The 24,744-nt window shown below is 71.6% G+C and carries 25 protein-coding genes; 7 read left to right on the top strand and 18 right to left on the bottom strand.

Annotated elements, in window-relative coordinates:
- Nucleotides 1–72 precede the first annotated feature (72 nt).
- Both PHZ_RS16900 and PHZ_RS16895 read left to right on the top strand, forming a co-directional pair.
- The gene (locus PHZ_RS16900; protein WP_012523597.1) at nt 73–3,348 is read left to right on the top strand and encodes a carboxyl transferase domain-containing protein; all 3,276 of its coding nucleotides are present in this window, start codon (nt 73–75) and stop codon (nt 3,346–3,348) included.
- A 43-nt stretch (nt 3,349–3,391) separates the two neighbouring features.
- Entirely contained in the window at nt 3,392–4,828 is a 1,437-nt protein-coding gene (locus PHZ_RS16895; protein ID WP_012523596.1) for an MFS transporter, read from the top strand.
- On the opposite strand, the gene PHZ_RS16890 is transcribed toward PHZ_RS16895, so the two are convergent.
- From PHZ_RS16890 to PHZ_RS16875, 4 genes are all read right to left on the bottom strand, one after another.
- Complete coding sequence (locus PHZ_RS16890; protein WP_012523595.1) at nt 4,806–6,155, bottom strand: vWA domain-containing protein; 1,350 nt, start codon at nt 6,153–6,155, stop codon at nt 4,806–4,808. The two genes, PHZ_RS16895 and PHZ_RS16890, sit on opposite strands and share 23 nt — an antisense overlap.
- Entirely contained in the window at nt 6,155–7,105 is a 951-nt protein-coding gene (locus tag PHZ_RS16885; RefSeq protein ID WP_012523594.1) for an AAA family ATPase, read from the bottom strand. Before PHZ_RS16885 ends, PHZ_RS16890 begins: the two co-directional genes overlap by 1 nt.
- Nucleotides 7,106–7,182: 77 nt before the next feature.
- The gene (gene amaB / locus PHZ_RS16880) at nt 7,183–8,721 is read right to left on the bottom strand and encodes an L-piperidine-6-carboxylate dehydrogenase (protein WP_012523593.1); all 1,539 of its coding nucleotides are present in this window, start codon (nt 8,719–8,721) and stop codon (nt 7,183–7,185) included.
- A 3-nt stretch (nt 8,722–8,724) separates the two neighbouring features.
- Nucleotides 8,725–9,834 (bottom strand): saccharopine dehydrogenase family protein, encoded by a 1,110-nt coding sequence (locus PHZ_RS16875; RefSeq protein WP_012523592.1) that lies wholly within the window; start codon nt 9,832–9,834, stop codon nt 8,725–8,727.
- A gap of 120 nt (nt 9,835–9,954) precedes the next feature.
- On the opposite strand from PHZ_RS16875, the gene PHZ_RS16870 reads away from it, so the two are divergent.
- Nucleotides 9,955–10,380 (top strand): Lrp/AsnC family transcriptional regulator, encoded by a 426-nt coding sequence (locus PHZ_RS16870; protein WP_012523591.1) that lies wholly within the window; start codon nt 9,955–9,957, stop codon nt 10,378–10,380.
- Here PHZ_RS16870 and PHZ_RS16865 read toward each other — a convergent pair.
- The 7 genes from PHZ_RS16865 to PHZ_RS16835 all read right to left on the bottom strand — a co-directional run bounded on the left by PHZ_RS16865 (nt 10,377) and on the right by PHZ_RS16835 (nt 15,094).
- Nucleotides 10,377–11,279, bottom strand: coding sequence for an NAD(P)/FAD-dependent oxidoreductase (locus PHZ_RS16865; protein WP_012523590.1), 903 nt, complete (start codon nt 11,277–11,279; stop codon nt 10,377–10,379). The genes PHZ_RS16870 and PHZ_RS16865 overlap by 4 nt on opposite strands.
- An 18-nt stretch (nt 11,280–11,297) precedes the next feature.
- Nucleotides 11,298–12,794, bottom strand: coding sequence for a CehA/McbA family metallohydrolase (locus tag PHZ_RS16860; protein WP_012523589.1), 1,497 nt, complete (start codon nt 12,792–12,794; stop codon nt 11,298–11,300).
- A 283-nt stretch (nt 12,795–13,077) separates the two neighbouring features.
- Nucleotides 13,078–13,347, bottom strand: a complete 270-nt coding sequence (infA, locus tag PHZ_RS16855; RefSeq protein WP_012523588.1) for a translation initiation factor IF-1 — start codon at nt 13,345–13,347, stop codon at nt 13,078–13,080.
- Nucleotides 13,348–13,380: 33 nt separating this feature from the next.
- Nucleotides 13,381–13,743: a DUF6481 family protein gene (locus PHZ_RS16850; RefSeq protein ID WP_012523587.1), complete on the bottom strand. Its 363-nt coding sequence runs from the start codon at nt 13,741–13,743 to the stop codon at nt 13,381–13,383.
- Complete coding sequence (locus PHZ_RS16845) at nt 13,740–13,958, bottom strand: hypothetical protein (protein ID WP_041373648.1); 219 nt, start codon at nt 13,956–13,958, stop codon at nt 13,740–13,742. The genes PHZ_RS16850 and PHZ_RS16845 overlap by 4 nt, the downstream gene beginning before the upstream one ends.
- A gap of 54 nt (nt 13,959–14,012) precedes the next feature.
- Nucleotides 14,013–14,222, bottom strand: coding sequence for a cold-shock protein (locus PHZ_RS16840; protein WP_012523586.1), 210 nt, complete (start codon nt 14,220–14,222; stop codon nt 14,013–14,015).
- 185 nt (nt 14,223–14,407) lie between these two features.
- The gene (locus PHZ_RS16835) at nt 14,408–15,094 is read right to left on the bottom strand and encodes an ArsR/SmtB family transcription factor (RefSeq protein ID WP_012523585.1); all 687 of its coding nucleotides are present in this window, start codon (nt 15,092–15,094) and stop codon (nt 14,408–14,410) included.
- A gap of 107 nt (nt 15,095–15,201) precedes the next feature.
- Here PHZ_RS16835 and PHZ_RS16830 point away from each other — a divergent pair, with 107 nt between their 5' ends.
- Genes PHZ_RS16830 through PHZ_RS16820 form a run of 3 tightly spaced genes read left to right on the top strand, consistent with a single transcriptional unit; the run spans nt 15,202 to nt 16,308 of the window.
- Nucleotides 15,202–15,510 (top strand): NIPSNAP family protein, encoded by a 309-nt coding sequence (locus tag PHZ_RS16830; RefSeq protein WP_012523584.1) that lies wholly within the window; start codon nt 15,202–15,204, stop codon nt 15,508–15,510.
- Nucleotides 15,507–15,854 (top strand): antibiotic biosynthesis monooxygenase family protein, encoded by a 348-nt coding sequence (locus PHZ_RS16825; protein WP_012523583.1) that lies wholly within the window; start codon nt 15,507–15,509, stop codon nt 15,852–15,854. Before PHZ_RS16830 ends, PHZ_RS16825 begins: the two co-directional genes overlap by 4 nt.
- Before the next feature lie 28 nt (nt 15,855–15,882).
- A complete protein-coding gene (locus tag PHZ_RS16820) occupies nt 15,883–16,308 on the top strand; it encodes a DUF1810 domain-containing protein (RefSeq protein WP_012523582.1) in 426 nt (141 codons plus the stop codon).
- Here PHZ_RS16820 and PHZ_RS16815 read toward each other — a convergent pair.
- Together PHZ_RS16815 and PHZ_RS16810 are read right to left on the bottom strand one after the other, a co-directional pair.
- The gene (locus PHZ_RS16815; RefSeq protein WP_041373647.1) at nt 16,305–16,688 is read right to left on the bottom strand and encodes a hypothetical protein; all 384 of its coding nucleotides are present in this window, start codon (nt 16,686–16,688) and stop codon (nt 16,305–16,307) included. The two genes, PHZ_RS16820 and PHZ_RS16815, sit on opposite strands and share 4 nt — an antisense overlap.
- Nucleotides 16,685–17,701, bottom strand: a complete 1,017-nt coding sequence (locus PHZ_RS16810; RefSeq protein ID WP_012523581.1) for a phosphotransferase family protein — start codon at nt 17,699–17,701, stop codon at nt 16,685–16,687. Before PHZ_RS16810 ends, PHZ_RS16815 begins: the two co-directional genes overlap by 4 nt.
- 148 nt (nt 17,702–17,849) lie before the next feature.
- On the opposite strand from PHZ_RS16810, the gene PHZ_RS16805 reads away from it, so the two are divergent.
- Nucleotides 17,850–18,926, top strand: coding sequence for a hypothetical protein (locus PHZ_RS16805; protein WP_012523580.1), 1,077 nt, complete (start codon nt 17,850–17,852; stop codon nt 18,924–18,926).
- On the opposite strand, the gene PHZ_RS16800 is transcribed toward PHZ_RS16805, so the two are convergent.
- Genes PHZ_RS16800 through PHZ_RS16780 form a run of 5 tightly spaced genes read right to left on the bottom strand, consistent with a single transcriptional unit; the run spans nt 18,923 to nt 24,737 of the window.
- Nucleotides 18,923–19,864, bottom strand: a complete 942-nt coding sequence (locus PHZ_RS16800) for a type II secretion system F family protein (protein ID WP_148216899.1) — start codon at nt 19,862–19,864, stop codon at nt 18,923–18,925. The two genes, PHZ_RS16805 and PHZ_RS16800, sit on opposite strands and share 4 nt — an antisense overlap.
- Before the next feature lie 4 nt (nt 19,865–19,868).
- Nucleotides 19,869–20,828, bottom strand: a complete 960-nt coding sequence (locus tag PHZ_RS16795; protein ID WP_012523578.1) for a type II secretion system F family protein — start codon at nt 20,826–20,828, stop codon at nt 19,869–19,871.
- Nucleotides 20,825–22,258 (bottom strand): CpaF family protein, encoded by a 1,434-nt coding sequence (locus PHZ_RS16790; RefSeq protein WP_012523577.1) that lies wholly within the window; start codon nt 22,256–22,258, stop codon nt 20,825–20,827. The genes PHZ_RS16795 and PHZ_RS16790 overlap by 4 nt, the downstream gene beginning before the upstream one ends.
- Nucleotides 22,258–23,424, bottom strand: coding sequence for an AAA family ATPase (locus PHZ_RS16785; RefSeq protein ID WP_012523576.1), 1,167 nt, complete (start codon nt 23,422–23,424; stop codon nt 22,258–22,260). Before PHZ_RS16785 ends, PHZ_RS16790 begins: the two co-directional genes overlap by 1 nt.
- On the bottom strand, nt 23,421–24,737 hold the full coding sequence (locus PHZ_RS16780) for a type II and III secretion system protein family protein (protein ID WP_012523575.1): 1,317 nt from the start codon (nt 24,735–24,737) through the stop codon (nt 23,421–23,423). Before PHZ_RS16780 ends, PHZ_RS16785 begins: the two co-directional genes overlap by 4 nt.
- Nucleotides 24,738–24,744: the final 7 nt, after the last annotated feature.

Genomic DNA, 24,744 nt, shown 5'->3' with positions numbered 1-24,744 from the left:
TGCGAAAGCTCTTGGCGGGCCGCGACGTCTCGGCATGATGCGTTCCCAACAAGTGTTTGAGGGGACGCGTCCGTGAAGAAGCTGCTGATCGCCAACCGCGGCGAGATCGCCGTCCGGATCGCGCGCACCGCCGCCGAGATGGGGATCGAGAGCGTGGCGGTCTTCTCCGAGGACGACGCGGCCTCGCTGCACGTCAAGCGCGCCGACGCCGCCGTGCCGCTGCCCGGGTCGGGACCGGCGGCCTACCTCGACATCGCCCAGGTGGTGCAGGCCGCGAGGACGGCGGCTTGCGATGCGATCCACCCCGGCTACGGCTTCCTCGCCGAGAACCCCGCCCTCGCGCGCGCCTGCGCCGAGGCCGGGCTGGCGTTCGTCGGCCCGGCGCCCGAGACCCTGGAGCTGTTCGGCGACAAGGCCCGCGCGCGGGCGCTGGCGACCTCGTGCGGCGTTCCGGTCCTGCCGGGGACCGAGGGGCCCACGACGCTGGAAGAGGCGCGGGCGTTCCTGGCCGAGCATGGCGCGGTGATGGTCAAGGCCGTGGCCGGCGGCGGCGGCCGTGGCATGCGCCCGGCGACGACGGACGACGAGCTCGCCCAGGCCTTCGAGCGCTGCGCCTCCGAGGCCAAGGCCGCCTTCGGGGACGAACGGCTCTACGTCGAGCGCTTCCTGCCCCACGCCCGGCACGTGGAGGTGCAGGTCGTCGGCGACGGCCGCAGCGTGGTCCACCTGTTCGACCGCGAATGCTCGCTGCAGCGCCAGCGCCAGAAGCTGGTGGAGATCGCTCCCGCCGACATGCTGCCCGCCGAACTACGCGAGCGGCTGTTCGCCCATGCGGTCGCCCTGGCCCAGGCGGCTGGTTACCGCGGCCTCGGCACGATCGAGTTCCTGGTGGACGGCGACGAGGCGGTCTTTATCGAGGCCAACGCCCGCCTGCAGGTGGAGCACACCGTCACCGAGGAGGTGACCGGGCTCGACCTCGTGCGCCTGCAGCTCCAGCTCGCCGCCGGGCGCACCCTGCACGACCTGGCGCTCAGCCAGGAGCGCGCGCCGCAGCCCCGCGGCCACGCCGTGCAGGTCCGGGTGAACCTGGAGACCATGGCGCCCGATGGCTCGGCCCGGCCGGCCGGCGGGGTGCTGGCGGTGTTCGAGCCGCCGTCCGGACCCGGCGTGCGCGTGGACGGCTTCGGCTATGCGGGCTACGCCACCTCGGCCCGGTTCGACAGCCTGCTGGCCAAGCTGATCGTCCATGCCGGCGCCGGCGGCCTCTCCCGCGCCGTGGCCAAGGCGTACCGGGCGCTGTCGGAGTTCCGGATCGAGGGCGCCGAGACCAACATCGCCTTCCTGCAGAACCTGCTGGCCCATCCCGCCGTCGTGGCGGGCGAGGTCCACACCCGCTTCATCGAGGCGCACATGGGCGAGCTGGCCGGCGAGCCGGAGGCGCACCCCAGGCTCTACTTCGACGCCGCCGCCCAGGGCGCCGCGCCCGCGGCCCGTCGCGAGGCCGAGGGGCCGCCGGGGACCACCGCCGTGCGCGCGCCGCTTCAGGGCACCGTGATCAACGTGACCGCCCATGCCGGCGAGCCCGTCCGCGCGGGCCAGACGCTGCTGGTCCTCGAGGCCATGAAGATGGAGCACGTGGTCGAGGCCAGGGCCTCGGGCGTGGTGCGCGCCCTGGCCGTCCAGCCGGGCGAGACGGTCTTCGAGGGCGACCCGCTGGCCTTCGTCGAGGAGACCGGCGGCGCCGGGGCGGGCGGAGAAGCCGAGGCGGCCGTCGACCTGGACGCCATCCGCCCCGACCTGGCCGAGGTGATCGAACGCCATCGCCTGACCCTGGACGAGGCGCGGCCCGAGGCGATCGCCAAGCGGCGGCGGACCGGCCAGCGGACCGCGCGCGAGAACCTCGCCGACCTGTTCGACCCCGGCAGCTTCAGCGAGTTCGGCGCCCTGGCCGTCGCGGCCCAGCGCCGCCGCCGCAGCCTGGAGGACCTGCGCGCCAACACCCCGGCCGACGGCATTGTCACGGGGGTGGGATCGGTGAACGGCGACCTGTTCGACGAGGACCGCGCCCGCTGCGTGGGGCTGGCCTACGACTTCACGGTGCTGGCGGGCACGCAGGGCCACTTCAACCACAAGAAGACCGACCGGATCCTGGAATTCGCCGAGCACTGGAAGGCGCCGATCGTCTGGTACACCGAAGGCGGCGGCGGCCGGCCCGGGGACGTCGACGGCGGCCAGCTCTCGGCCTCGTCCCTGGACACCACCAGCTTCACCACCTTCGCCCGCCTCTCGGGTCTCGCCCCGCGCATCGCCATCAACTCGGGGCGCTGCTTCGCCGGCAACGCGGTCTTTTTCGGCTGCGCGGACGTGACCATCGCCACGCGCTACTCGAACATCGGCCTCGGCGGTCCGGCGATGATCGAGGGCGGCGGCCTGGGGGTCTTCACCCCGGACGAGATCGGCCCCTCGGACGTGCTCTACGCCAACGGCGCCGTCGACCTGCTGGTCGAGGACGAGGCGGCCGCCACCGCGGCGGCCAAACAGATCCTCGGCGTCTTCCAGGGGCCCGTTCGCGACTGGACCTGCGAGGACCAGCGGCGCCTGCGCCACCTGATCCCCGAGAACCGGGTCCGCGCCTACGACGTGCGCGAGGTGATCCGCACCCTGGCCGACGCCGGGACCTGGCTGGAGCTGCGCGGCGGCTACGGAAAGGGGATGATCACCGGCTTCCTGCGGGTCGAGGGCCGGCCCCTGGGCCTGATCGCCAACGATCCCCGCCATCTGGGCGGCGCCATCGATTCCGAGGGCGCGGAGAAGGGCGCCAGGTTCCTGCAGCTGTGCGACGCCTTCGACACGCCCGTGCTGTCGCTCTGCGACACACCCGGCTTCATGGTGGGCCCGCAGAGCGAGACGACCGCCGCCGTGCGCCGCGGCTCGCGCCTGTTCGTCACCGCCACCAGCCTGACCGTGCCGCTGTTCACGGTGGTGCTGCGCAAGGGCTACGGCCTGGGCGCCCAGGCGATGGCCGGCGGCGACTTCTCGGCCCCCGCCATGACCATCGCCTGGCCCACCGCCGAGTTCGGGCCCATGGGCCTGGAGGGCGCCGTGCGCCTCGGCTACCGCAAGGAGCTGGAGGCCGAGGCCGATCCGGTGGCGCGTCAGGCGCTGTTCGAGAAGCTGGTCGGCAAGATGTACGAGAACGGCAAGGCGCTGTCGGTGGCCTCGGTGGTGGAGATCGACGCGGTCATCGATCCGGCGCAGACCCGGGCCTGGCTGGTGCGGGGCCTCAAGGCCTGCCCGGTCCCGCAGCGCGCGGCGGGCAAGAAGCGGCCCTTCGTGGATGTCTGGTGACGCCGAACGCGCGCCCGTCTAGCGTCCCGGGGGAGGAGCCCGTTTGACCGAAGCCACGCCGCCCGAGCCGCAGCTGAAGCCGCCGTTCGGCGTAAAGCTCTCCTACGGTCTGGGGGCCGTCGCGGACTCCGCCTGGACCGCCGCCTCCGGGTTCGTCTTCTTCTACTACACCGCAGTGCTGGGCCTGCCCGGCAGCCTGGTCGGAGCGGCGGTGTTCATCGGCCTCGTGGCCGACGCCGGAGTCGATCCGTTCTTTGGCTCCTGGTCCGACAACATCCGCTCGCGCCTCGGCCGGCGCGTGCCGCTGATGCTCGTGGCGGCGCCGCTCATCGCGATCTCCGTCGGACTGCTGTTCAGCCCGCCGCCGGGCGCATCCCAGCCGGTGCTGTTCGCCTGGCTCGCCGTCACCTCGGTGGCGGTGCGCAGCTTCGTCTCGATGTTCCACGTCCCCTACGTCGCCCTGGGCGCGGAGCTGTCCGGCGACTACCACGAGCGCAACGCCGTGGTCGCCTGGCGCACCATCTTCGCCGTCCTGGCCGCGGTGGTGGTGACGGGGCTGGCCTATTCCCTGTTCTTCCAGGGCGAGGGCGGCCTGCAGAAGCCCGAACGCTACCCCGGCTTCGGCTGGTCGGCGGGCGCGCTGATGCTGGTCTGCTCCCTGGTCTGCGGGGTGGGGGTGCTGCGCTTCGCGGCCGGCCTTAAATCGGTCCCCGCGGTGCCGATCCATCTCCTGCGCCGCCTGCCGGGCGAGGTGGTCGAGATCTTCCGCAACCGCTCGTTCCGGACCCTCTTCCTCTCGGCGGCCGTCTGCTACGCGGCCGTCGGGGTGAACGGCGCCTTCAACAGCCACGCCTACGTCTTCGTCTGGCGCCTGCAGCCCGAGATGATCCGGGACGTCACCTTCGCCTTCCTGGGCGGCATGTTCGCGGGCGTGCCGCTGACGCCGCTGATCGGCCGCCGTCTGGAGAAGCGCACGACGGTCCTGATCGGCATGGCGCTGGTCGTGCTGGCCTGGCTGCTGCTGGGCGTGCCGCGGATCACCCAGACCTTCATGCCCGCGGGCCAGGCCGCCGAGGCGCCGATCGCGGTCCTGGTCGCCCTGGCCGGGGTCGGCGCCGGCATCTGCGCCATCGCCTACTACTCGATGATGGCCGACGCCGCGGACGAGCATCACCATCTGTTCGGCCGCCCGCGCGAGGGGCTCTACTTCGCGGGGCTGGGCTTCGCGTTCAAGGGCGCGACCGGCGTCGGGGTGCTGATCTCGGGGTTCGCCCTGGACCTGATCCGCTTCCCCAAGGATGTGGGCCGGCAGGTGGGCGCCGTTCTGCCCGAGCCGCTGCTCCAGCGGGTGGTGTTCTCCTGGACGCTCGTGCCGGCGATCCTGGTGCTGGTCGGGATGGCCATCCTGCTGGGCTACGACATCTCCCGGCGCCGGCACGCCGAGATCGCGGCCGCCCTCAATGGGGCACATAGCTCCTGAGCACGTCGTCGATGACGCGCTCCAGCTGCTGCAGGGTCCCGCACTGCTTGGCCACGTGGCAGAAGCGGGCGTAGCGGTCCATCACGCTGTCGCCCTGGCCCCAGTAGCTCTCGGGCTCGGGGTTCAGCCAGATCACCGCCCGGCTGCGGTCATGGATCTGCTTCATCAGGTCCAGCCGCGGGTCGGCGTAGTTCGACCGGCCGTCGCCCAGGACGATCACCGTGGTCTTGCGGTCGAGGCTGGAGAGGTGCGCGTCGCAGAAGTCGGCCAGCGCCTGGCCGTAGTCGGTGGACTGGAAGCCGATCTCCTGCAGCACCTCGAGGATCGCGCCTTCGACGCTGTTCTCGTCCAGGATGTCGCCCACCGGGATCAGCCGCCCGGAGAACGCGAAGGCGTCCAGCCGCTCCACCACCTCGTTCAGGGAGTAGAGGAAGGTCAGCAGGAACTGGGCGGCGGCGGCGACCGACTTCGAGACATCGACGATCACCACGATCGACGGCTTTTCGACCTTCTTGACCTTCCAGGCCACCTCGAAGGGCACGCCGCCGTAGGCCGTGGAGCGCCGCAGCGTCTTGCGCACGTCCAGGTGTCCGCGCTGGGCGACGCGGCGGCGGCGGGCGTACTTGGCCGCCAGCCGCTTGGCCATGCGCCGGACGAGCTGCTGCATCAGCCGGTAGTCCACGGGATCGAGCCCGCCGTCGGCGTTGATCTGCTTGCGCGCCAGCCGCTCCTCGCGCAGCTCCCGCGCCGAGTTCGCGGCATAGAGGTCGTGCTGACGCTGGACGTAGCTCCTGGCCTGGTCAAACAGGGCCCGGCGGCCGGCCTCCAGGCGCTCGGCGAGGCCCTCGCCGTCCCCCTCGGGCAGGCGGCGGGCGCGGGCGATGATCTGCTCGATCTCCTCCAGGCCCATCTCCTCCAGCAGCCGGCGCGTCATCCGGCTGCGCTGGGTCGTCATGCGGATCTCGGCGACGCCGGCGCGGGCGGCGGCCTCCTCCATCGACTGCTGGATCGCGGCGGCGTCGCCCTCCAGCAGCGCCTGGGCCAGGGGACTGTCGGCCGTCTGCTCGGCCTCGGCCGGCGAGAGCTCGCCGCCCGGCTCGGGCGCCTGTCCCGCGTCGCGGGCGAAGAACGCCTCGAACGTGGCGTCGAACCGTTCGACCTCCTCGGCCGACTTGGCCAGGGTCGCGCACAGGGCGTCCTTGAACAGCGTGCGGTCGGCGTAGCCCACGACGGCCGCCGCCCGCGAGGCGTCGATCGCCTCGGCCGGCGAGACGCGTACGTCGGCGGCCCGGAGCGCCCGGAAGAACTGCTCCAGGGTGTGCTGCATCACCGCCGGTGGAGCAGCTCCACCACCTGCGGCTCGACCGCGGCGATGTCCTGCTCGAACTTCAGGATGACGTTGAGCGTGTCCCGCACCACCTCGGCGCTCAGGCTGTCCGCGTGCAGGAGCACCAGCGCCCGGGCCCAGTCCACCGTCTCCGAGATCGACGGCGACTTGCGCAGGTCCATCGTCCGCAGCGACTGGACGAAGGCCACCAGCTCGCGGGTCAGCTTCGCCTCGATGCCGGGCACGCGGCTGGCGACGATCTTCTCCTCGAGCGAGGCCTCGGGGAGGGGGATGTGCAGGTGGATGCAGCGGCGCTTCAGCGCATCGCCCAGGTCGCGGACGTTGTTGGAGGTCAGGAACACCAGCGGCGGGACCTTGGCCTTCAGGACGCCCAGTTCCGGCACCGAGACCTGGTAGGCCGAGAGCACCTCCAGCAGGAAGGCCTCGAAGGCCTCGTCGGACTTGTCGACCTCGTCGATCAGCAGCACGCAGCCGTCGTCCTGCTGCAGCGCCTTCATCAGCGGCCGCGGCTCCAGGAACGGCTCGGAGAAGAACAGGTCACCCATGCCGTGGAGGCGGTCCATCGCCGCGTCCATCGAGCTCGCGTCGGCCAGCGCCTCGCCCATCCGGTCCTTCAGGATCTGGGTGTAGAGGAGCTGCTTGCCGTACTTCCACTCGTACAGGGCCTTGGACTCGTCGAGGCCCTCGTAGCACTGCATCCGGATCAGCGGCTGGCCCAGCATGGTCGCCGTCGAGAGGGCGAGTTCGGTCTTGCCGACGCCGGCCGAACCCTCGACCAGGATCGGCTTCTGCAGCTTCACGGCCATGTAGAGCGCCGTCGCGATGCGCCGCGAGGCGATGTAGCCCACGCCCGCCAGGCGCTCGATCAGGGCGTCGACCGAGGCGAAGGGATCGCCGCCGGCGTTGGCGGCCTCAGGAGCAATCGTCAAAGGAAACAGCTTTCGAAATCGCGGGGAAAGAACGCCGGCGATTGTGCCAAGCGCTCTCCCGCGAAGCAAACGACCGTTTAAGGGGCCGTCTTGATCTCGAAGCTGACGCCCTGGGCCAGCGGCAGGGTCTTGCCGTAGTTCAGGGTGTTGGTCGCCCGGCGCATGTAGGCCTTCCAGGCGTCCGAACCCGACTCGCGCCCGCCGCCGGTCTCCTTCTCGCCGCCGAACGCCCCGCCGATCTCGGCGCCCGAGGGGCCGATGTTGACGTTGGCGATGCCGCAGTCCGAGCCGCGCGCCGAGATGAAGAGCTCGGCCTCGCGCATGTCGTTGGTGAAGATCGAGGACGACAGACCCTGGGGCACGTCGTTCTGCAGGGCGATCGCCTCCTCGATGTCCCTGTACTTCATGACGTAGAGGATCGGCGCGAAGGTCTCGCGCTTCACGACGTCTGTCTGGCCGGGCATCTCGACGATCGCGGGACGCACGTAGAAGGCCTCCTCGCCCATCTCCACGCGCTCGCCCCCCTGCACCTGGCCGCCCGCGGCGCGCGCGTCGGCGAGGGACTTCTGCATCCCGTCGAAGCTGGCGGCGTCGATAAGGGGGCCCACCAGGACGCCGGCCTGCCGCGGATCGCCCACCGGCACCGAGGCGTAGGCCGCCTTCAGCGCGCCGACGAAGCCGTCGTAGATGCTCTCGTGGACGAACAGGCGCCGCAGCGTCGTGCACCGTTGGCCCGCCGTCCCCATGGCCGCGAAGGCGACGCCGCGCAGGGCGAGGTCGAGGTCAGCGGTCGGCGCGATGATCGCCGCGTTGTTGCCGCCCAGCTCCAGCAGCGCGCGGGCGAACCGCTGCGCGAGGCGCGGGCCGACGGCGCGGCCCATGGCCGTCGAACCGGTGGCCGACACCAGCGGCACCTTGGGGTGGTCCACCAGCGCCTCGCCCACTTCGCGGCCGCCGAGGATCACGGCCGAGAGGCCCTTGGGGGCGTCGCCGAACCGGGCCAGGGCGCGTTCGAACACCGCCTGGGTGGCGAGCGCCGTCAACGGGGTCTTCTCCGACGGCTTCCAGACGCAGGGGTCGCCGCACACCAGCGCCAGGGCCGAGTTCCAGCACCACACGGCGACCGGGAAGTTGAAGGCCGAGATGATCCCGACGACGCCCAGCGGGTGCCAGGTCTCCATCATCCGGTGGTCCGGACGCTCGGTGGCGATGGTCAGGCCATAGAGCTGGCGCGACAGGCCGACGGCGAAGTCGCAGATGTCGATCATCTCCTGGACCTCGCCGAGGGCTTCGGAGGTGATCTTGCCGGCTTCCAGGGTGACGACGGCGGCGAGGTCGGCCTTGGCCGCGCGCAGTTCCTCGCCGAACAGGCGGATCAGCTCGCCGCGCCGCGGCGCGGGCACGTTGCGCCAGGCGCGGAAGGCCTCGTGCGCCGTCTCGATGGTCTGCGCCACCGCGGCGAGCGGGGTGTCGTGGACGTCGGCGATGATCTCCCCGGTCACGGGCGAGCGGACGGCGCGGGGGCCGCCGGTCCACAGGGCGCGGTCGACGCCCAGGCGTCCCAGCACCGCGGCGGCTTCGGTCTTGGCGGAAGCGATGTTGGCGGGAGCGTTCATGTCCTACTCCGCAGCGGCCTTGAGGGCGGTCTCGTCTTCAGGCGCGTAATAGCGGCCGAAGCGGTTGGCGAGGAAGTCGGAAAGCCCGATGTCTTCCTGCCGGATGAAGCCGGTCTGCGGCAGCTTGCCGTCGGCCAGCATGTCCAGCACGGCGCAGACCGAGCCGGCGGTGGTGATCTGGATGGCGCTCTTCACCTCCCCGCCGATCTCCTGGGCGTAGACCTTGTTGACGTAGGTCTCCTGCATCAGCCGGCCGCCCTTCATCCCCGAGACGGTGACGAAGACGATGACCACGTCCTGCATGGTCGCGGGGACAGCGTTCTCCAGGATGTCCTTCAGCACCTCGCGCCGGTTGCGCAGGTTCAGGTCGTTGAGCAGCGCCTTCATGATCTGGGCGTGCCCGGGATAGCGGATGGTCTTGTAGTTGAGGTTGCGCACCTTGCCGTCGAGCGTGTGGCACAGGGTGCCGAGCCCGCCCGAGGTGTTGAACGCCTCGTAGGTCACCCCGTCGAGGGCGAACTCCTCGCGCTCCTCCAGCGCTGGGGTCTCGCGCAGCTTGCCGTTCACGATCGCCTCGCACGGCTCGCAGTACTCGTTGATCACCCCGTCCGTGGACCAGGTGAGGTTGTAGTTCAGGGCGTTGGAGGGGTAGCGGGGCAGGGCGCCGACACGCAGGCGCACGTCGTGCAGCTCGTCGAAGTGCTTGGCGAGGTCCCAGGCGGCGATGGTGATGAAGCCGGGCGCCAGGCCGCACTGCGGGATGAAGGCGGTGTCGCTGTCCGCGGCGAGTTCGCGGACCACGCGGCTGGAAGCCACGTCCTCGGTCAGGTCCAGGTAGTGGGCGCCGGCGGCCTTGGCGGCCCGGGCGACGGCGGTGGTCAGCTGGTAGGGCGCGCAGTTCACGACCGCGAAGCAGCCCTTCAGGCGCGCGGCCACGGCCTCGGGATCGTCGATCGCCATGGCGGCGGTCTCCACCCGGTGGCGGCCCTCCATCGGCTTCAGCGCGGCGGCGGCCTGGTCGACGACCAGCACCTCGTAGCTGCCCGAGCCGACCAGCAGATCGACGACGGTCGATCCGATCTTGCCTGCCCCGATGACGGCGACTTTCCGCATGTGCTTCACTCCCTGCTTAAAGAACGAGATTCGGTGGAAGCGGCGCCGCATTCAACTGGCGCATCGGCGTTTCGTTCGGATATTCTGGGCGGATCGCCGAGACTGCTGGACAAAGCGCCGATGGATGACCTTGACGAGCACCTGCTGGCCAGGCTGCGCGAGAACGCCCGGGCGCCCGTCGCCGAGCTGGCCCGGGCGCTGGGGCTGTCGCGGACCACGGTGCAGAGCCGGCTCGCGCGCCTCGAGCGCAGCGGGACGATCGCCGGATATTCGGTGAAGCTGTCGCCGACCTATGCCGAGGCCCGCGTCCACGCCTTCGTCATGCTGACCGTCGAGCCCAAGCAGGCCGCCGCCGTCACCGCCGCCCTGAAGCGGATGCCTGGCGTGCGCCGGCTCCAGTCGGTCAGCGGCCCCTTCGACATGATCGCCACGGTCGAGGCCGCCGGCGTCGCCGAGATGGACGCGATCATCGACGAGATCGGAGCGGTGCGCGGCGTCGAGCGCACCAACACGTCCCTGGTCCTCTCCACCAAGTTCGACCGCTAGCCGGCGCGCCGCAGCCGGTTGTGCACGTCTGTGGCGGCGATCGCCCCTTCGCCCTCGGCGGTGGAGATCTGATTGAGGCCCCGCACCACGTCGCCGGCCGCGTAGAGCCCCGGGACCGAGGTCTCCTGGTGGTCGCTGACGACCAGCCGGCCGCTCTCGTCCAGCCTGGCGCCGGCCTGCACCGCGAGCTGCGCCCGGGGGGTGACCCCGAGGGCCGAATAGACCACGTCGAAGGTCCGGGGCTCGTCCGCGCCGAAGTCGAACGCGGCCACCTTCCGCTTGCCGATCTTCACGCCCTGGATGGCGCTGTCGATGACCTGCACGCCGGCCGTCTTCAGCCGCGCCAGCGTCTCTGGCGGCAGGGGCTCGGCGCCCACGTGGACGTGGGTCACGTCGTCGGACCAGGTGCGCAGGAAGATCGCCTCGTTCGCGCAGTGGTCGTCTCGGCCGATCACGCCGACCCGGCAGCCGGTCACCTCGTAGCCGTCGCAGATGGGGCAGATGCGGACGAGCCCCTTCTCGACGCCGTGCTCCAGGCCGGGAATGTCGGGGGCGTTGTCGATCACGCCGGTGGCCAGGATGACGGTCCGCGCGCGCAGCGCGCCGGCCTCGGTTTCCACCTTGAAGCCGGACGCCAGCGGGCTCAGCGTCTCGACCCGGCCGCGCCGGATCTCGGCGCCGTACCTCTCGGCCTGGCGGCGCATGCGGGCCAGCAGGGTCTTCCCCCGGACCCCGTCCGGGAACCCCGGATGGTTGTGGCTGCGCGGGATCCACGCCGCCCGGCTGGCGCCGGACTCGATCACCACAAAGTCGCGCTTGAAGCGCGCCAGATAGATGGCGGCGGTCAGCCCCGCCGGGCCTGCGCCGATCACGACGCAATCGAGGATTCGGTCACCCATGGCCCCGCTGCAACGCGCTCAGGGGGCGGCGGGCTCCAGATAGATCGGATTGCCGAGCAGCCAGAGCTTGCCGTCGGGGCCGCGGACATCGGCGCGCAGCCAGCCGCGCGCGCCGTCGGCCTCCACTTGGAAGGTGCGGGTCTCGCCAGCGGCCAGCGGCGCCGCGTCCGCCCGCACGCCCGAGGCGGCCGGTCCCGCGAAGGTCACGCGCCCCCCGGCCACGCCGGCCGTGGCCACCTGCAGCCGCACCGTCTGGCCGGGGCGGACCTTCAGCACGCCGCCCATGTGCGCCGCCTGTCCCACGGTCCGGGCGACGACGTCCAGCAGCCGATCCCGCGAGCCCTCGACGTCCACGAACGCCCGGCCCGCGCGAAGGCCCGCGAGGATCGCCGGCTGCGACAGGCCCTGCGCGTGGACGACGGTCGTCGGGGAGCCCACCGACTGGATCGCGGAGAGCGGCATGGCGCCGTCGTGGTTGTCGGACCCGCCGACGGCGGTGAGGCGGAAGCCGGCGTTCAGCCGCGCCTCCCAGAACGGGATTCCGGTCCCCGGCCCCTCGGGCCCGAAGCGCAGCGAGCCGCCGTTGACCGCCTCGACCGCGGCGACCCCCGTCCAATCGGTCTGGGCGGTCCAGCCGCAGCCCATGCAGGCCTCGCCGGACGGCAGGCCGGGATGGTTCACCGAGATGACGCCGCCGGCGGCCTCGAGCTGGCTCAGGATCGTCCCGAGCTCGGGGGCGCGCGGCCCGCCGAGCTGGAAGTCCAGCGGCGCCGTCGTTCCGAAGACGTTGGCGTGCCCCTGGAAGGTGGTGATCTCCCGGCCGGGGATCAGCAGCATCCGGTCGTAGTAGGGCTGAAGCTCGGCGAGCGCCTGATGGTGAGACGTGGTGTTGTGCTCGGTGACCGCGATAAAATCGAGGCCCCGCGCCGCCGCCGCCTCGGTGGTCCTGAACAGCGGGCAGGGGACCCGCGCCCCGCTCTGGGCGGCGCACGAGCCGTCGGAGTGGCCCGAATGCAGGTGCAGGTCGCCGCGGTACCAGCCGGGGCCGGTCTTCAGCGGCGCGGCCGCGAAACCCTTGAAGTCCGAGGGCCGGCGCTCGAACCAGATCCTGGCGGTGTACGGGGCCTTCGAGGCCTTGCGGATCGCCGGCACGCCCAGGATCAGCTTCCATTCCCCGGCCGGGATCGGGCCCGGCAGGTAGGACGGCGTGGCCCAGGTCTCGGCCACGGTGAAGCGCGCCTTGTTCCCTCCGCTCCAGCCGCGGAAGCGGGCTGGGTCGCGGACGCCCAGGTCGATGACCGAGCGCTCCTCGCGGCCCTGGTAGTCGAACTCCACGGTGAGCGCCGTCACCCCTGCCGGCACGCGGAACGGAACCTCGCGATAGGTCGCCAGGTCCGCATGGGTCATCACGCCGCTGAGCGTCAGGTCCTGCGCCGAAGCCGGCGAGGCGATGAGGAGCGCGGCGACGATCGGTATCGCCAAGCCGGCCGCACGCGCGAGGACATCGCCGATCATCTCTGGACACTCCCCCGTCCGGCCTGCTTCGCCGGCCACCTTCCCACAAGGGGAGAGGGAATCCACCTTCCGGCTCGTCGCGTCCGACCCCTCGGGGCTGCGGGAACCTGTTTCCGGGATCGGCATTCTCTCAGCCGCAGCGGCGTGAGACGCCCCCCGACACACCTCCCGACGCCTCGCCTGGCGAGGCCCCGCTGCAGCCATCAGGCCCCCGGTCCGCCGTCACGGACCGGGGGTCTTTCCTTTGCGCCGGACGTCCGCAGGGGCCGACCGGCTCGCGCCGTCAGCGGCGGCGGAACTGGGGACGCCCCGCGCCGGCGGGGCGCGCGCCCTCGGGCTTGTGGCGATAGGTGATGCGGCCGCGATCCATGTCGTAGGGCGTCATCTCGACGGTCACCCGGTCGCCGACCATCGACCGGATCCGGTTCTTCTTCATCTTGCCGGCCGTGTAGGCCAGGATTTCGTGATCGTTTTCGAGCCGCACGCGGAAGCGGCCTTCCGGCAGCAGTTCGGTGATCTGGCCGTCGAATTCGACGAGGTCTTCCTTCGCCATGTGGATTCCTTTCCAGTCGCGCGATCGTGCGCGTTATTGGCGGGCCTTGCGAGCCGCATAGCGTGCGTCCCGCTTGGCCTTGGCTTCGGCCTTGGTGAGGGCCTTGCGTTCCTTGCGCTCGCTGCGCTTGGCGTCGAGGGCGGTGGCGGCGTCCGTGGCGGCGCTCAGCCGGGCCGCTTCGATCGCGTCGGCGGCGGCCTGGACGCGGGCGGCCTTGGCGGCGGCGCGCGCCTCGCGGACCTGCCGCAGCTCGGCGGCCTTTGCCACGGCGCGGGAGGGCGCCTGGGGAGCGACGACGGTCGGGCGCGGCCGGAACTTGGCGAGCAGCGCCTGTTTGGCGTCGGATGCCCGCTTGAGGCGGTCCGACAGGGTGGAGCCGGCGATGGCGTCGCTCATGAGGGGCCTTGGCCTTTCGAGATGGGTGGGGCGGCGTCCTGGCTCGAGGCGGCGGCGCAGATGGCTTCCAGGTGTCCCCGGAGGCTGCGGGCCGAGAGCAGGGCGTCGACCGCCCGGCAGCCTTCGGCTTGCAGAAGCCGCTTCAGGCTGGCGAAGTCAGCCGCCTGGCCGGACCGGGCGACCTGATAGGCGCGTTCGATGGTCGAGGGGGTCATGCGTCCGCAACGGCGTTGGAGGCGGCGGACCCGCCCCCAAGCCATCTCCGTTCCTTAGGCCGCTTGCAGCTGGCCGGCGGACGTCTTGCCGCTGCGCTGGTCGCGTTCCAGTTCGAAGCCGACCTTCTGGCCTTCGCTGAGCGAGCCGAGGGTCGAGCGTTCCACGGCCGAGATGTGGACGAAGACGTCCGGGCCGCCGTTGTCGGGCTGGATGAAGCCGAACCCCTTGGCGGGGTTGAACCACTTCACGGTTCCGATGGTCATGGTGTTTATCTTTCAAGCACGAGTTGTCGCGCGTCAGACTGGCGCGCGGCGTCAAATTTTCGCAGAAGTTCTTGGATGGCTCGGGCTCGATCCGAAGAACAAGCGCGGAGAGCAACCGAACCGAAATCGACATTCGACTTCTGCTGTATCGCACATTTTTCGCCCGAATTCCAGGTCTAACTTCCCTAGGCGGCCGGACGGTTGGCGAACGCCTTCTCGAAGGCTGCCAATCCGGGGGCGGTGAACCGGATCACGCGCCCGTCCGGCGCGCGCCGGGCCCAGCCCAGGTCATAGATCCGCGCCAGCAGGGCCGCTCCCAGCGCGCCGGCCAGATGGCTGCGCCGCTCGCTCCAGTCGAGGCAGGCCTTGCAGAGCGGCCGGCGGCTCGCGTCCGGCAGGGTGATCCCGAAGTCGCGGGCGAAGGCGCGGCCGGTCTCGGTCAGGACCAGCGAGCCGTCGGTCTCGGCGACCCGTCCCGAGGCCACGAGGCCGTCCAGCATGGCCACGCCCAGTTCGCCGGCGAGGTGGTCGTAGCAGACCCTCGCCCGCCGCAGGGCGGGGTCGGCGGGGCCGGGCCGGGTGCGCCGGTGTCCGGCGCGGTCGGCGACGGCGATGAGCTGCTCCAGCGCCTCGGCCACGTCGGTTCCGGCCAGGGCGAAGTAGTTGTGGCGGCCTTGCACCCGCCGGATCAGCAGCCCGCCCTCTTCGAGGCGCCGCAGATGGCCGCTGGCTGTCTGAGCGGCGACGCCGGCCTCGCGTGCGAGCTCTCCCGCGGTCAGGGCCTGCCCGCCCATCAGGGCGATCAGCATGTTGGCGCGGGCGGGCTCCCCCAGCAGCGCGGCGATGCGGACGATGTCGGGACCGGCCTTCATGCCTGCCAGCCTAGCGCGTCCCACGCGTCGATGCTTCGGTCGCGGCCGAAGCATCGACGCGCGCGGGCGGGATAGGACGGCGGCGACCGCAAACCCGGGAGCGTCCCATGACCGTGACCTGCTGCATCCGCTACGTGATCGATCCCTTCCAGCGGACGGCCTTCGAGGCCTATGCGCGCAACTGGCTCTCGATCATCCCGGCCTGCGGCGGCGAGCTCCTCGGCTACTTCCTGCCGCACGAGGGGACCAACGACGTCGCGCTGGCGCTGATCTCGTTCGACAGCCTGGCCGCCTACGAGGCCTACCGCGCCCGCCTGAAGGGCGACCCGGCGGGCGCGGCGAACTTCCGCCTGGCGCAGGAGAAGCGCTTCATCCTGTCCGAGCGCCGCACCTTCCTGACCCCGGTGAAGCCGTGATCGCGGTGATCTTCGAGGTGGAGCCGGCGGATGGCCATGAGGGCGACTATCTCGACCTCGCCGCAGGGCTGGCGCCTCGGCTGGCGGGCGTCGACGGCTTCGTCTCCATCGAGCGCTTCCGCAGCCTCGCCGCCCCGGAGCGGCTGCTGTCGCTCTCGTTCTGGCGGGACGAGGCGGCGGTGCGGGCCTGGCGAGAGTTGGACGCGCACCGGGCGGCCCAGACGGCGGGGCGCGGCGGGGTCCTGCAGGCCTACCGCCTGCGGGTCGCCGAGATGGTGCGGGACTACGGGCCAGGGGATCGCGCCCAGGCGCCGGCCGATTCCCGCGCCATGCACGGCGACTGAGCTCGGCCGATCGGGTTATGATGGGGCTATGGACGATCCCTTCGACCTCGAGCGGTTCGTGCAGGCCCAGGCCGGCGCCTACGACCGGGCCCTGGCCGAGCTGCGCGCCGGAGAGAAGCGTAGCCACTGGATGTGGTTCGTCTTCCCCCAGGTGGCGGGGCTGGGCTCCAGCACGATGGCCCAGCGGTACGCGATCTCGGGCCTGTCCGAGGCCCGCGCCTACCTGGCCCATCCGGTGCTGGGGCCGAGGCTGCGCGCGTGCGTGGACGCCATCCTGGACATCGAAGGCCGCTCCGCGCACGAGGTCTTCGGCGCGCCCGACGACCTCAAGCTCCGCTCCAGCCTGACGCTCTTCGCGCAGGCTTCGGACGAGCCCCGCTTCACGGCGGCGCTGGCCAGGTACTTCGGCGGCGAGGAGGACCCGCGGACGCTGGCGAGGCTGCGGGACGCCTAGACCGGCGCGCCGGACAGCCTGCGCCGCTCGGTCCCGGCGATCAGCTCGGCCCAGATCGCCTCGCAGGCAGCCGCGTCCCCCGCCGCCTCGGCCGCCGCGTGACGTTCGATCAACAGGCCGCGGAGCCGGTTGTTCTCGGCGGTGAGGGCCGAGACCCGCAGGTCCGCGTCCTCGCCCGCCTCGCCCAGCAGCGCGCGGACGGCGCGGTTCTCCTCAACGAGGATGTGGGCGGCGCGGTCCCAGGTCTCGGCGGCGGTCATCAGCAGCATGGCCGACAGCATCAGGTCGCTAGCCCGCTCGGCCTGCGGCGCGGTCGGGTCGGCGTACTTCATCAGGAGGCCCGCGAGCTCTCCCAGGACGGCGGGGATCTGCGGCGTCATAGGCGGCCCATCACCTTCAGCATGGCGCGTTCCTGGGCGTTGATGAGCATCCAGGCCGGATAGACCATGATCGGGGCGCGGTTGCCGCCCGACAGGAACGCCTTGGCGCTGCCGACCCAGATGCCCTGGCCCTTCACGCAGTTGAACAGGATCCACCACTTCAGGGCCGCTGGGTCGGCCTTCAGGCCGCTGGCCCGCTCCCAGACCGCGACGGCGTGGTCCTGGTCGCAGAGGCCGCCGGCGGTCCCCTCCCGGCCGAAGCACCAGACGGGCTGCAGGCTCCAGCCGAGGTCCTCGAGCGGGTCGCCCAGGTGGGCCATCTCCCAGTCCAGCACGCCATGGATGCGGCCCTCGGCGTCGAACAGGAAGTTGCCGGTCCGGTAGTCGCCGTGGACCACGCTGATCTTCTGGGCCGGCGGCGGCGGGTTGGCGCGCAGCCAGCGGATCGCCGCCCGGGTGATCGGCAGGGGCTCGACGGCGTCGCGGTCGATCAGGCCTTCCCAGTGATCCAGCTCGCGCCTCCAGCAGGCGTCGGGCGCCGGCGCGTCCATCACCTCGGTCAGGCCCACGGCGGCGGGGTCGGCGCGGGCGATCTCGCCCAGGATGGTCCACTTCGCCTCGGCCACCTTCGGCAGGACGGCGTCGTAGAGGCCCGACAGCAGCACCTGGGGCGAGGCCTGGTGGCCCGACAGCTCCTCGGCGATGAAGAAGGGGTGGTCGAGGGCGTCGTCCTCCTCCTCCAGCCACAGCATCTCGGGGACCGGCACGGCCGAGCCGCGAAAGGCGCGGTAGGCGGCGAACTCCACCCGCCGCTCGGTCTCGATCAGGCTGGCGGGCGGGTCGCGCCGCAGGATCAGCGGCCGCTCGCCGCCGTCCCAGGTCAGCCTGAACCGATAGGTCTCGCGCGAGGCTCCGCCCGAGATGCGCTCCAGGCCAGAGACGGCCACGTCGCGCGCGTCAGGCATCTTCCTGGCGATGTAGGCCGCCAGGCGCGGCTCGAGCGGGTGAGACACCAGAACTTCGCCGTCGGATGACGCGAGGTCACCGGAGACGACGCCTCCCTTTTCTTCTTATCTTCGATCAGTTGATACCCGCGGACGCCCGGTCGCAAGGCTGACGGAGCGTCAACAGAAAGGCGGGACCTTCAGGAGGAGCCGCGCGATGCTGACGAAGGGCGACGACTATCCGATCCACCAGACGCCCGAGCCGATCGCCTACGCAGGCTCGGACCGGAATTTCTACGACCGCTACTTCTTCAACGCCTACTCGCCCGACGGGACCGAGTTCGTCGCCGCGGCCTTCGGGGTCTATCCGGCGCTCAACGTCGCCGACGCCCACGTCTCGATCGTCAAGGACGGAGTGCAGCGGTGCCTGCACGCCTCGAAGGTCCTGAACATGGAGCGGATGGACCTGACGGTCGGGCCGATCCGCATCGAGGTGCTGGAGCCGCTGCAGCGGCTGAAGGTGACGGTCGAGCGGGCCGAGGGGATCGCCTGCGAGCTCACGTTCGAAGGGCGCGCCTTCCCGATCGAGGAGCCGCGCTTCGTCAAGCGCATCGGGCCGCGCCTGTTCATGGACTACACGCGCCTGACCCAGAACTGCCGCGTCTCGGGCTGGGTCGAGATGGACGGCCGGCGGCTGGACGCGGCGGGCTGGCTGGGCACCCGCGACCGATCGTGGGGCATCCGGCCGGTGGGCGCCCCCGATCCGCAGCCGACGCCGGGCGCCGGCGTTCCCGGGTTCTTCTGGCAGTGGACCCCGGTCAACTTCGACGACCGCTCGGTCTTCTTCCACGTCAACGCCGATCCCGACGGCCAGCCCTGGAACACCCGCGCGGTGATCCTGCCCGACGGCGCGGGACCCGAGGGCGGCTGGGAGGCCGACGGGCCGTCGATGGACGTCACGCTGCGCCAGGGCCTGCGCCACGCCGAGCGCGGGACCCTGACCATCCCCCTCGCGGACGGCGCGGCGACGGTGGACCTCGAGCCGGTCACCACCTTCCTGATGCGCGGCATCGGTTACGGCGGGGAGTGGCGGCACGGCGGCCTGAAGGGCGAGCTCGCCGTCGCGCGCGAGGACATCGACCTCTCGGCCGCCGACATGGGGGCGATGGAGAACCTGCATATCCAGGCGATCTCAAAGGCCGTGCTGCGCGCGCCCGGCGAGCCCGAGCGCCAGGGCGTGGGGGTCTTCGAGCAGCTGATCCTCGGGCCCTATCGGCCCTACGGGCTCGGCTAGCCCAGCACCTTGATCATCCGCACCGCCGCCGGGAGCATCAGCGCCGTCAGCAGCGACGGGAAGATGAAGAGGATCAGCGGCACGGTCAGCTTGGCCGAGAGCGCCAGGGCCTTTTCCTCGGCGCGCAGCATCCGCTTCTGGCGCATGTCCTGAGAGAACACCTGCAGGGTGTCGCCCAGGCTGGTGCCCATCTCCTCGGCCTGGCGCAGCATGGTGGCGAGCGCCCGGGCGTCCTCGATGGCGAGGCGGTCGGCGAAGGCGCTCCAGGCGTCCTTCCGCGCCCGCCCGGCGCGCAGCTCCAGCACCAGGAAGCGCAGGTGCACGGTGAGGTTGGGGTAGCGGCGCTCCAGCTCGTCGGTCACCCGTGTCACGGCGGCGTCGAGGCTGAGGCCGGCCTCCACCGAGGCGACCAGCAGGTCGAGCAGGTCGGGGAAGCCGTCGGCGTACTCGCGCTCGCGCGTGGCCTTGCGCGACTTGAGCACCTGGTCGGGACCGTAGAGGGCCGCCAGCGACAGGCCCACGGCCATGGCCAGGCCCATCATGTTGCCGCCCTTGGCGCCGATCATCACCGGCAGGGTCATGAGCACGCCGACGGTGGCCGCGGCGATCAGGGCCGCCTTGATCCCCAGGAAGATCACCGGGGCCTCGCGGCTGAAGAAGCCGGCCTGCATCAGGCGCGAGCGCAGCAGCGAGACCTTGGCGGGATCGCGGACGGCGCTCTGCTGGCCAAGGCGCCGGACCGTGGAGACCACCTGCTCGGGCAGCAGGCCGGCGCCCTTGTCCGCCACGGGCCCGCCGGCGGCGGCCACGGCCGAGGCGAAGCGGTGCCGGCGCAGGGCGCGCAGGCGCAGCTCGGAGACGCCGAGGAAGGCCAGTCCCGCGACAGCCCCGCCGACCATGAGCAGGCCCGCGCCGTAGATGATGCTCGTCAGGTCCATGGGGCTAGAGCTTCATGTCGATCATGCGCCGCATGACGAGGTTGCCGATGCCCACCCAGACGGTGAGGCCGAGCAGCCCCCACTTCACGGCGGGCTCGTGGATGACGTCGCCGTAGAATTTGGGGGAGATGATCATGATCATCCCCACGGCGATGAACGGGGCGGCGGACAGGATCATGGCCGAGGCGCGGCCCTCGGCGGAGGCGGCCTTGATCTTCAGCCGCATCTTGTGCCGCTCGCGGATCGTCGAGGCGTTCAGCTTCAGGAGGCCCGTGAGGTTGCCGCCGGTCCGCTCCTGCAGGCGCACGGTGGCGGCGAACAGGTCGACGTCCGGATGCTGGCAGCGCTCGGCCATGCGCTCGATGGCCTGCTCGAGGTTGGCGCCGTAGGCGATCTCGTCGGCGGCCATGCCGAACTCGGTGCCCACAGGATCCGACATCTCCCGTCCCACCAGGGCGATGGCGGTGGGCACCGGATGGCCCGCCTCCAGCGAGCGGACGATGATCTCCAGCGCCTGGGGCAGCTGGAAGCCCAGGGCCGCGGCGCGCCGGCCGGCGACGAACTTCAGGACCAGCACCGGAACGCCCACGCCGCCCACGAGCGCGCCCGGAACGATCATCAGCGGATTGCGGGTCAGCACCGCCAGGCCCGCGCCGCCGATGCCGGCGGCGAGCAGGACATAGGTCAGCCACTTGCGGGGGTCGTAGGGCAGGCCCGAGGCCACGATCAGATCGGACAGCCACCGCAGGCGGCCGCTCTTGTTCCCGGCGGCGTTCAGGCCCCGCTGCTTGCGCAGCTCCACCACCAGGGCCGAGATGCCGTCCACCTTCTCGGCGACCTTCAGGCGGCGGTTCACCAGGCGCTTCTGCGCCGCCGAGCCGAGGATGCCGATCAGGGCCTGGGCCGCGGCGAACACCGCGGCGAACACCAGCACCAGGAAGATCGTGTTCGCGTCGATGGTCATGTCGTGGCGAGCGGCTTCGAGGGATCGAAGTTGGCCGTGTCGTAGGGGATGCCCCGGCGCAGCATCTCGTCGAGGCAGCGGGGCCGCAGGCCCGAGGCGCGGAACTCGCCGTGCACCGTGCCGTCGGGCGCGGTGTGGGTGCGGTTGAAGGTGAAGATGTCCTGCATCTGCACCACGTTGCCTTCCATGCCGACGATCTCGGTGACGTAGGTCACTTTCCGCTTGCCGTCGGCCAGGCGCATGACCTGGACGATCAGGCCGACGGCGGAGGCGATCTGGCCGCGCATGGCCTCGTAGCTGATGTTCATCCCGCCCATGGCCACCATCTGCTCGAGGCGGCTGATCGCCTCGCGCGGGTTGTTGGCGTGGATGGTCGCCATCGAGCCTTCGTGGCCGGTGTTCATGGCCTGCAGCATGTCGAACGCTTCTTCGGAGCGGACCTCGCCCAGGATCACCCGGTCGGGCCGCATCCGCAGCGCGTTCTTCACCAGCTCGCGCTGGCGGATCTCGCCCTTGCCCTCGATGTTCGGCGGGCGGGTCTCCATGCGCACGACGTGCGGCTGCTGGAGCTGCAGCTCGGCGGCGTCCTCAATGGTGATCAGGCGCTCGCCCTCGCTGATCGCCGAAGAGAGGGCGTTGAGCAGGGTGGTTTTGCCCGAGCCGGTGCCGCCGGAGATCACCGTCGAGACCCGCGCCCGCACGGCGCCGTAGAGGAAGTCGGCCACCGCCTGCGGCATGGCGCCGAACTCGACCAGCTTCTCGAGCGTCAGCGGCTTCTTCGAGAACTTCCGGATCGAGACCGAGGCGCCGTCGATCGCGATGGGCGGGATGGCGGCGTTCACGCGGCTGCCGTCGGGCAGGCGCGCGTCCACCATCGGCTGGCTCTCGTCGATCCGGCGACCCACGCCGGCCACGATCCGCTGGACGATGCGCAGCAGGTGGTCGTTGTCGCGGAAGTGGACGGGGGTGAGCTCCAGCTCGCCGCGCCGCTCCACATAGACCTGGTAGGGGCCGTTGATGAGGATGTCGTTGATCGACTCGTCCTTCAGCAGCGGCTCGATGGGGCCAAGGCCCACCATCTCGTCGTAGATCGAGGCGCCCAGCTCCTCGAGCTCGGCGGTGTTCAGCGCCATGCGCTCGGCGCGGGCGAATTCCACCACCTGGCCCATCACCTGGCGGCGCAGCTCGGCCTCGTCGAGCTTGTCCAGCTTGGCGAGGTCCAGCTCGTCGATCAGGCGCGAATGCAGGCGCAGGCGCAGGTCCAGCCGCTTGGAGTCGGCGGCGGGCGGCGCAGGCCGCACGGCCTCCTTGGGAGCCGGAGGAACCGGCGCGGGCGCCTTGGGCGGGGGCGCAGGCTGCGGCGTCACCGACGCAGGCTTCGGCTCGGCTGCGGCCTGGGGCGCGGCGCGGGCGAGGCTGAAGCGGGCCATCAGGCGGCCTTCGCGCCCTGGCGGGCCGGCGCCTCGGCGAGGCGCTCGACCAGCAGCTGGACGTCCTTGACGATCTTCGACTTCGGCCGGTGCTGGGCGATGGGCCCGCCCAGGTTCGCCGAGGCGGCGGCCGCTTCCCAGTCCGAGCTGACGCCGGCTTCGGCCTTGCGCTGCAGGGCCCGCTCGGCCTCGGCCATGGAGGGCGCCGGGCCGAACATGCGGCTGGCCAGGCGGTTCAGCACGATGCGCGGCTTCAGGCCCTTGCCGAGCGCGTGCTCGATCTCGTCGGAATAGGCGCGGGCGGCCAGCAGGGCCGGGACGGTGAGCTCGGAGATGACCAGCACCTCGTCGCAGCCCGCCAGGGCCTCCAGCGTCCAGGGCCGGCGGTGGCGCGGCACGTCCAGGATCACCCAGTCGTAGCACTCGCAGGCGACCTCCAGCACCCGCAGCACCGCCTCGCGCGAGACCGCGTCGAAGCCGCCGGGATCGCGGACGCCCGCCAGCAGGTCGAGCTGCTTGGAGACCGGGGTGATGAAGGCCTGAAGCATGGCCGCGTCCAGCCGCTCGGCGGCCTGGCCGAAGTCGGCGAGGCGCATGGCGGGCTGGGCGCCGAGGTAGGCGGCCGCTGCGCCGTCGGCGAGGTTCAGGTCGATCAGGCAGACGCTGCGGTCTTTCTTGGAACGCGCGGCCAGGGCCGTGGCGATCTCGATGGCCAGGGTCGTCGCGCCGGCGCCGCCGACGGCGCCCGAGACGGCCCAGCAGCGGCTCTCCCCGCCTGCGCTCGCCTGCGGCGCGGGCGTGCTGGCGGCCAGAAGGCCGAGCACGGCTGCGGTCAGCTGTTCGCCCGTGAAGGGGGCCTCCAGCACGTCGGAATCGCCAAGGCGCAGCAGGTTGCGCACCAGCCCGGCGGGCAGGCTCTCGCCGACCAGCAGGACCGGCGGGCAGGCCTTCAGGCCGGACAGCGTCTTGACCGCCGCGGCGAGCTCGGGCGCGGCCCAGGCGTCGGCGTCGATCAGCACGAGGTCGCGCGGGACGCTGGCCAGTTCGGCCAGCTGGTCGATGCCGCCCAGTTCGAGGTCGGCCCCGGCCAGGGGGCCCTTGGCGTGCGGGGCGAGCGCGGCGCCGAGCGCCAGGATGCGGCGGCCGTGCAGGCTGTTGACGCTCATGGCGCGCCCTCCTCGGTGATGGACTTGTCCAGGGCGCGGCCGCGCAGGAGCAGGTCGGGCGTCGTGGGCTCGCGCCCGGGCGGCGTCCGCATGGCCTCGGCGGCGGCCATGTCGGCGGTCGAGGCGAACTTGGGGGTCACGATCACCACGAGCTCGGTCTCGGCCTTCTTCCACCGCGCCGAGCGGAACAGCGAGCCCAGTACAGGCACGTCGCCGATGCCCGGCACCTGGCGCAGGGCGTTGGTGTATTCGCGCTGGAAGAGGCCGCCGATGGCCAGGGACTCGCCGGGCTTCAGTTCCACCGTCGTGTGGGTCCGGCGCACGATCAGGCCCGGAACGGTGAAGCCCTGCACGCGCAGAGAGTTGGTGAAGTCGAGCTGGCTGACCTCGGGCTCGACGTCGAGCCGGATGAGCCCGTTGTCTTGCACCACGGGGGTGAAGGTCAGCTCCACGCCGTACTTGCGGAATTCCAGGCTGATCAGGTCGTCGCGCTGCGGGACCGGGTAGGGATATTCGCCGCCGGCGTGGAAGGTCGCCTTCTGGCCGGGGATGGCGACGAGGTTCGGCCGCGCCAGGGTGCGGACCACGCCCTTTTCCTCGAGCGCGGTGAGCATGAGGTCGATGCGCGTGTCGCCCCAGCCGCCCGAGATTCCCAGGGCGCCCGCCGCGGGGCTCGCGCCGATCAGGCCGTTGCCGAAGGCCACCGCCCAGGAGTTGTTGCCGATCGCGCCCTCAACGCCGATGTCCTGCAGCGCCGAGCGGGTGGCCTCCAGCACGCGGACTTCGAGGACGACCTGCTGCGAGGCGCGCACGCTGACGCGCGAGATCAGTCCGTCGGGCGCATAGCGCTGGGCGATGGCCTCGGCCTTGTACTGGACGCCGGTGTCGGTCACCTCGCCGGTCAGCATGAGCGCCTCGCCCAGGTTGCGCACGCGCAGGGGCTCGTTCGGGAAGGCCGCCGCCAGGTCCTGCTGCAGGCCCTCGGCGTCGTAGCCGACGCGGATATCCAGAACCTCGAGCAGGCGTCCGCCCGGCCCGTAGACCAGCATGTTGGTCGAGCCGAACTCGAGCCCCTGGACGTAGAAGCTGCGGTCGGAGGTGGCGGTCACCTTGGCGATCTCTGGCTGCGAGACCACGATGCGCGCGGCCGGCTGGGCCAGGCGGAACGATAGGGACTTGTCGCGCGGCACGTGGATGGAGCGGCGGGGCGCAGGCTCGCTGCGCAGCTCCTGGGCCGGGGCGGCGTGGGGGACGGCGGCGGCCAGCGCGAAGGCGCAGGCGAACGCGCCGAGGGCGGTGCGGGTGTTCAGCATGGGGCGG

Origin of the sequence: Phenylobacterium zucineum HLK1, assembly GCF_000017265.1 — a bacterium.
Classification (GTDB): Bacteria; Pseudomonadota; Alphaproteobacteria; order Caulobacterales; family Caulobacteraceae; genus Phenylobacterium; species Phenylobacterium zucineum.
This window is presented reverse-complemented; position numbering and strand designations above follow the sequence as displayed.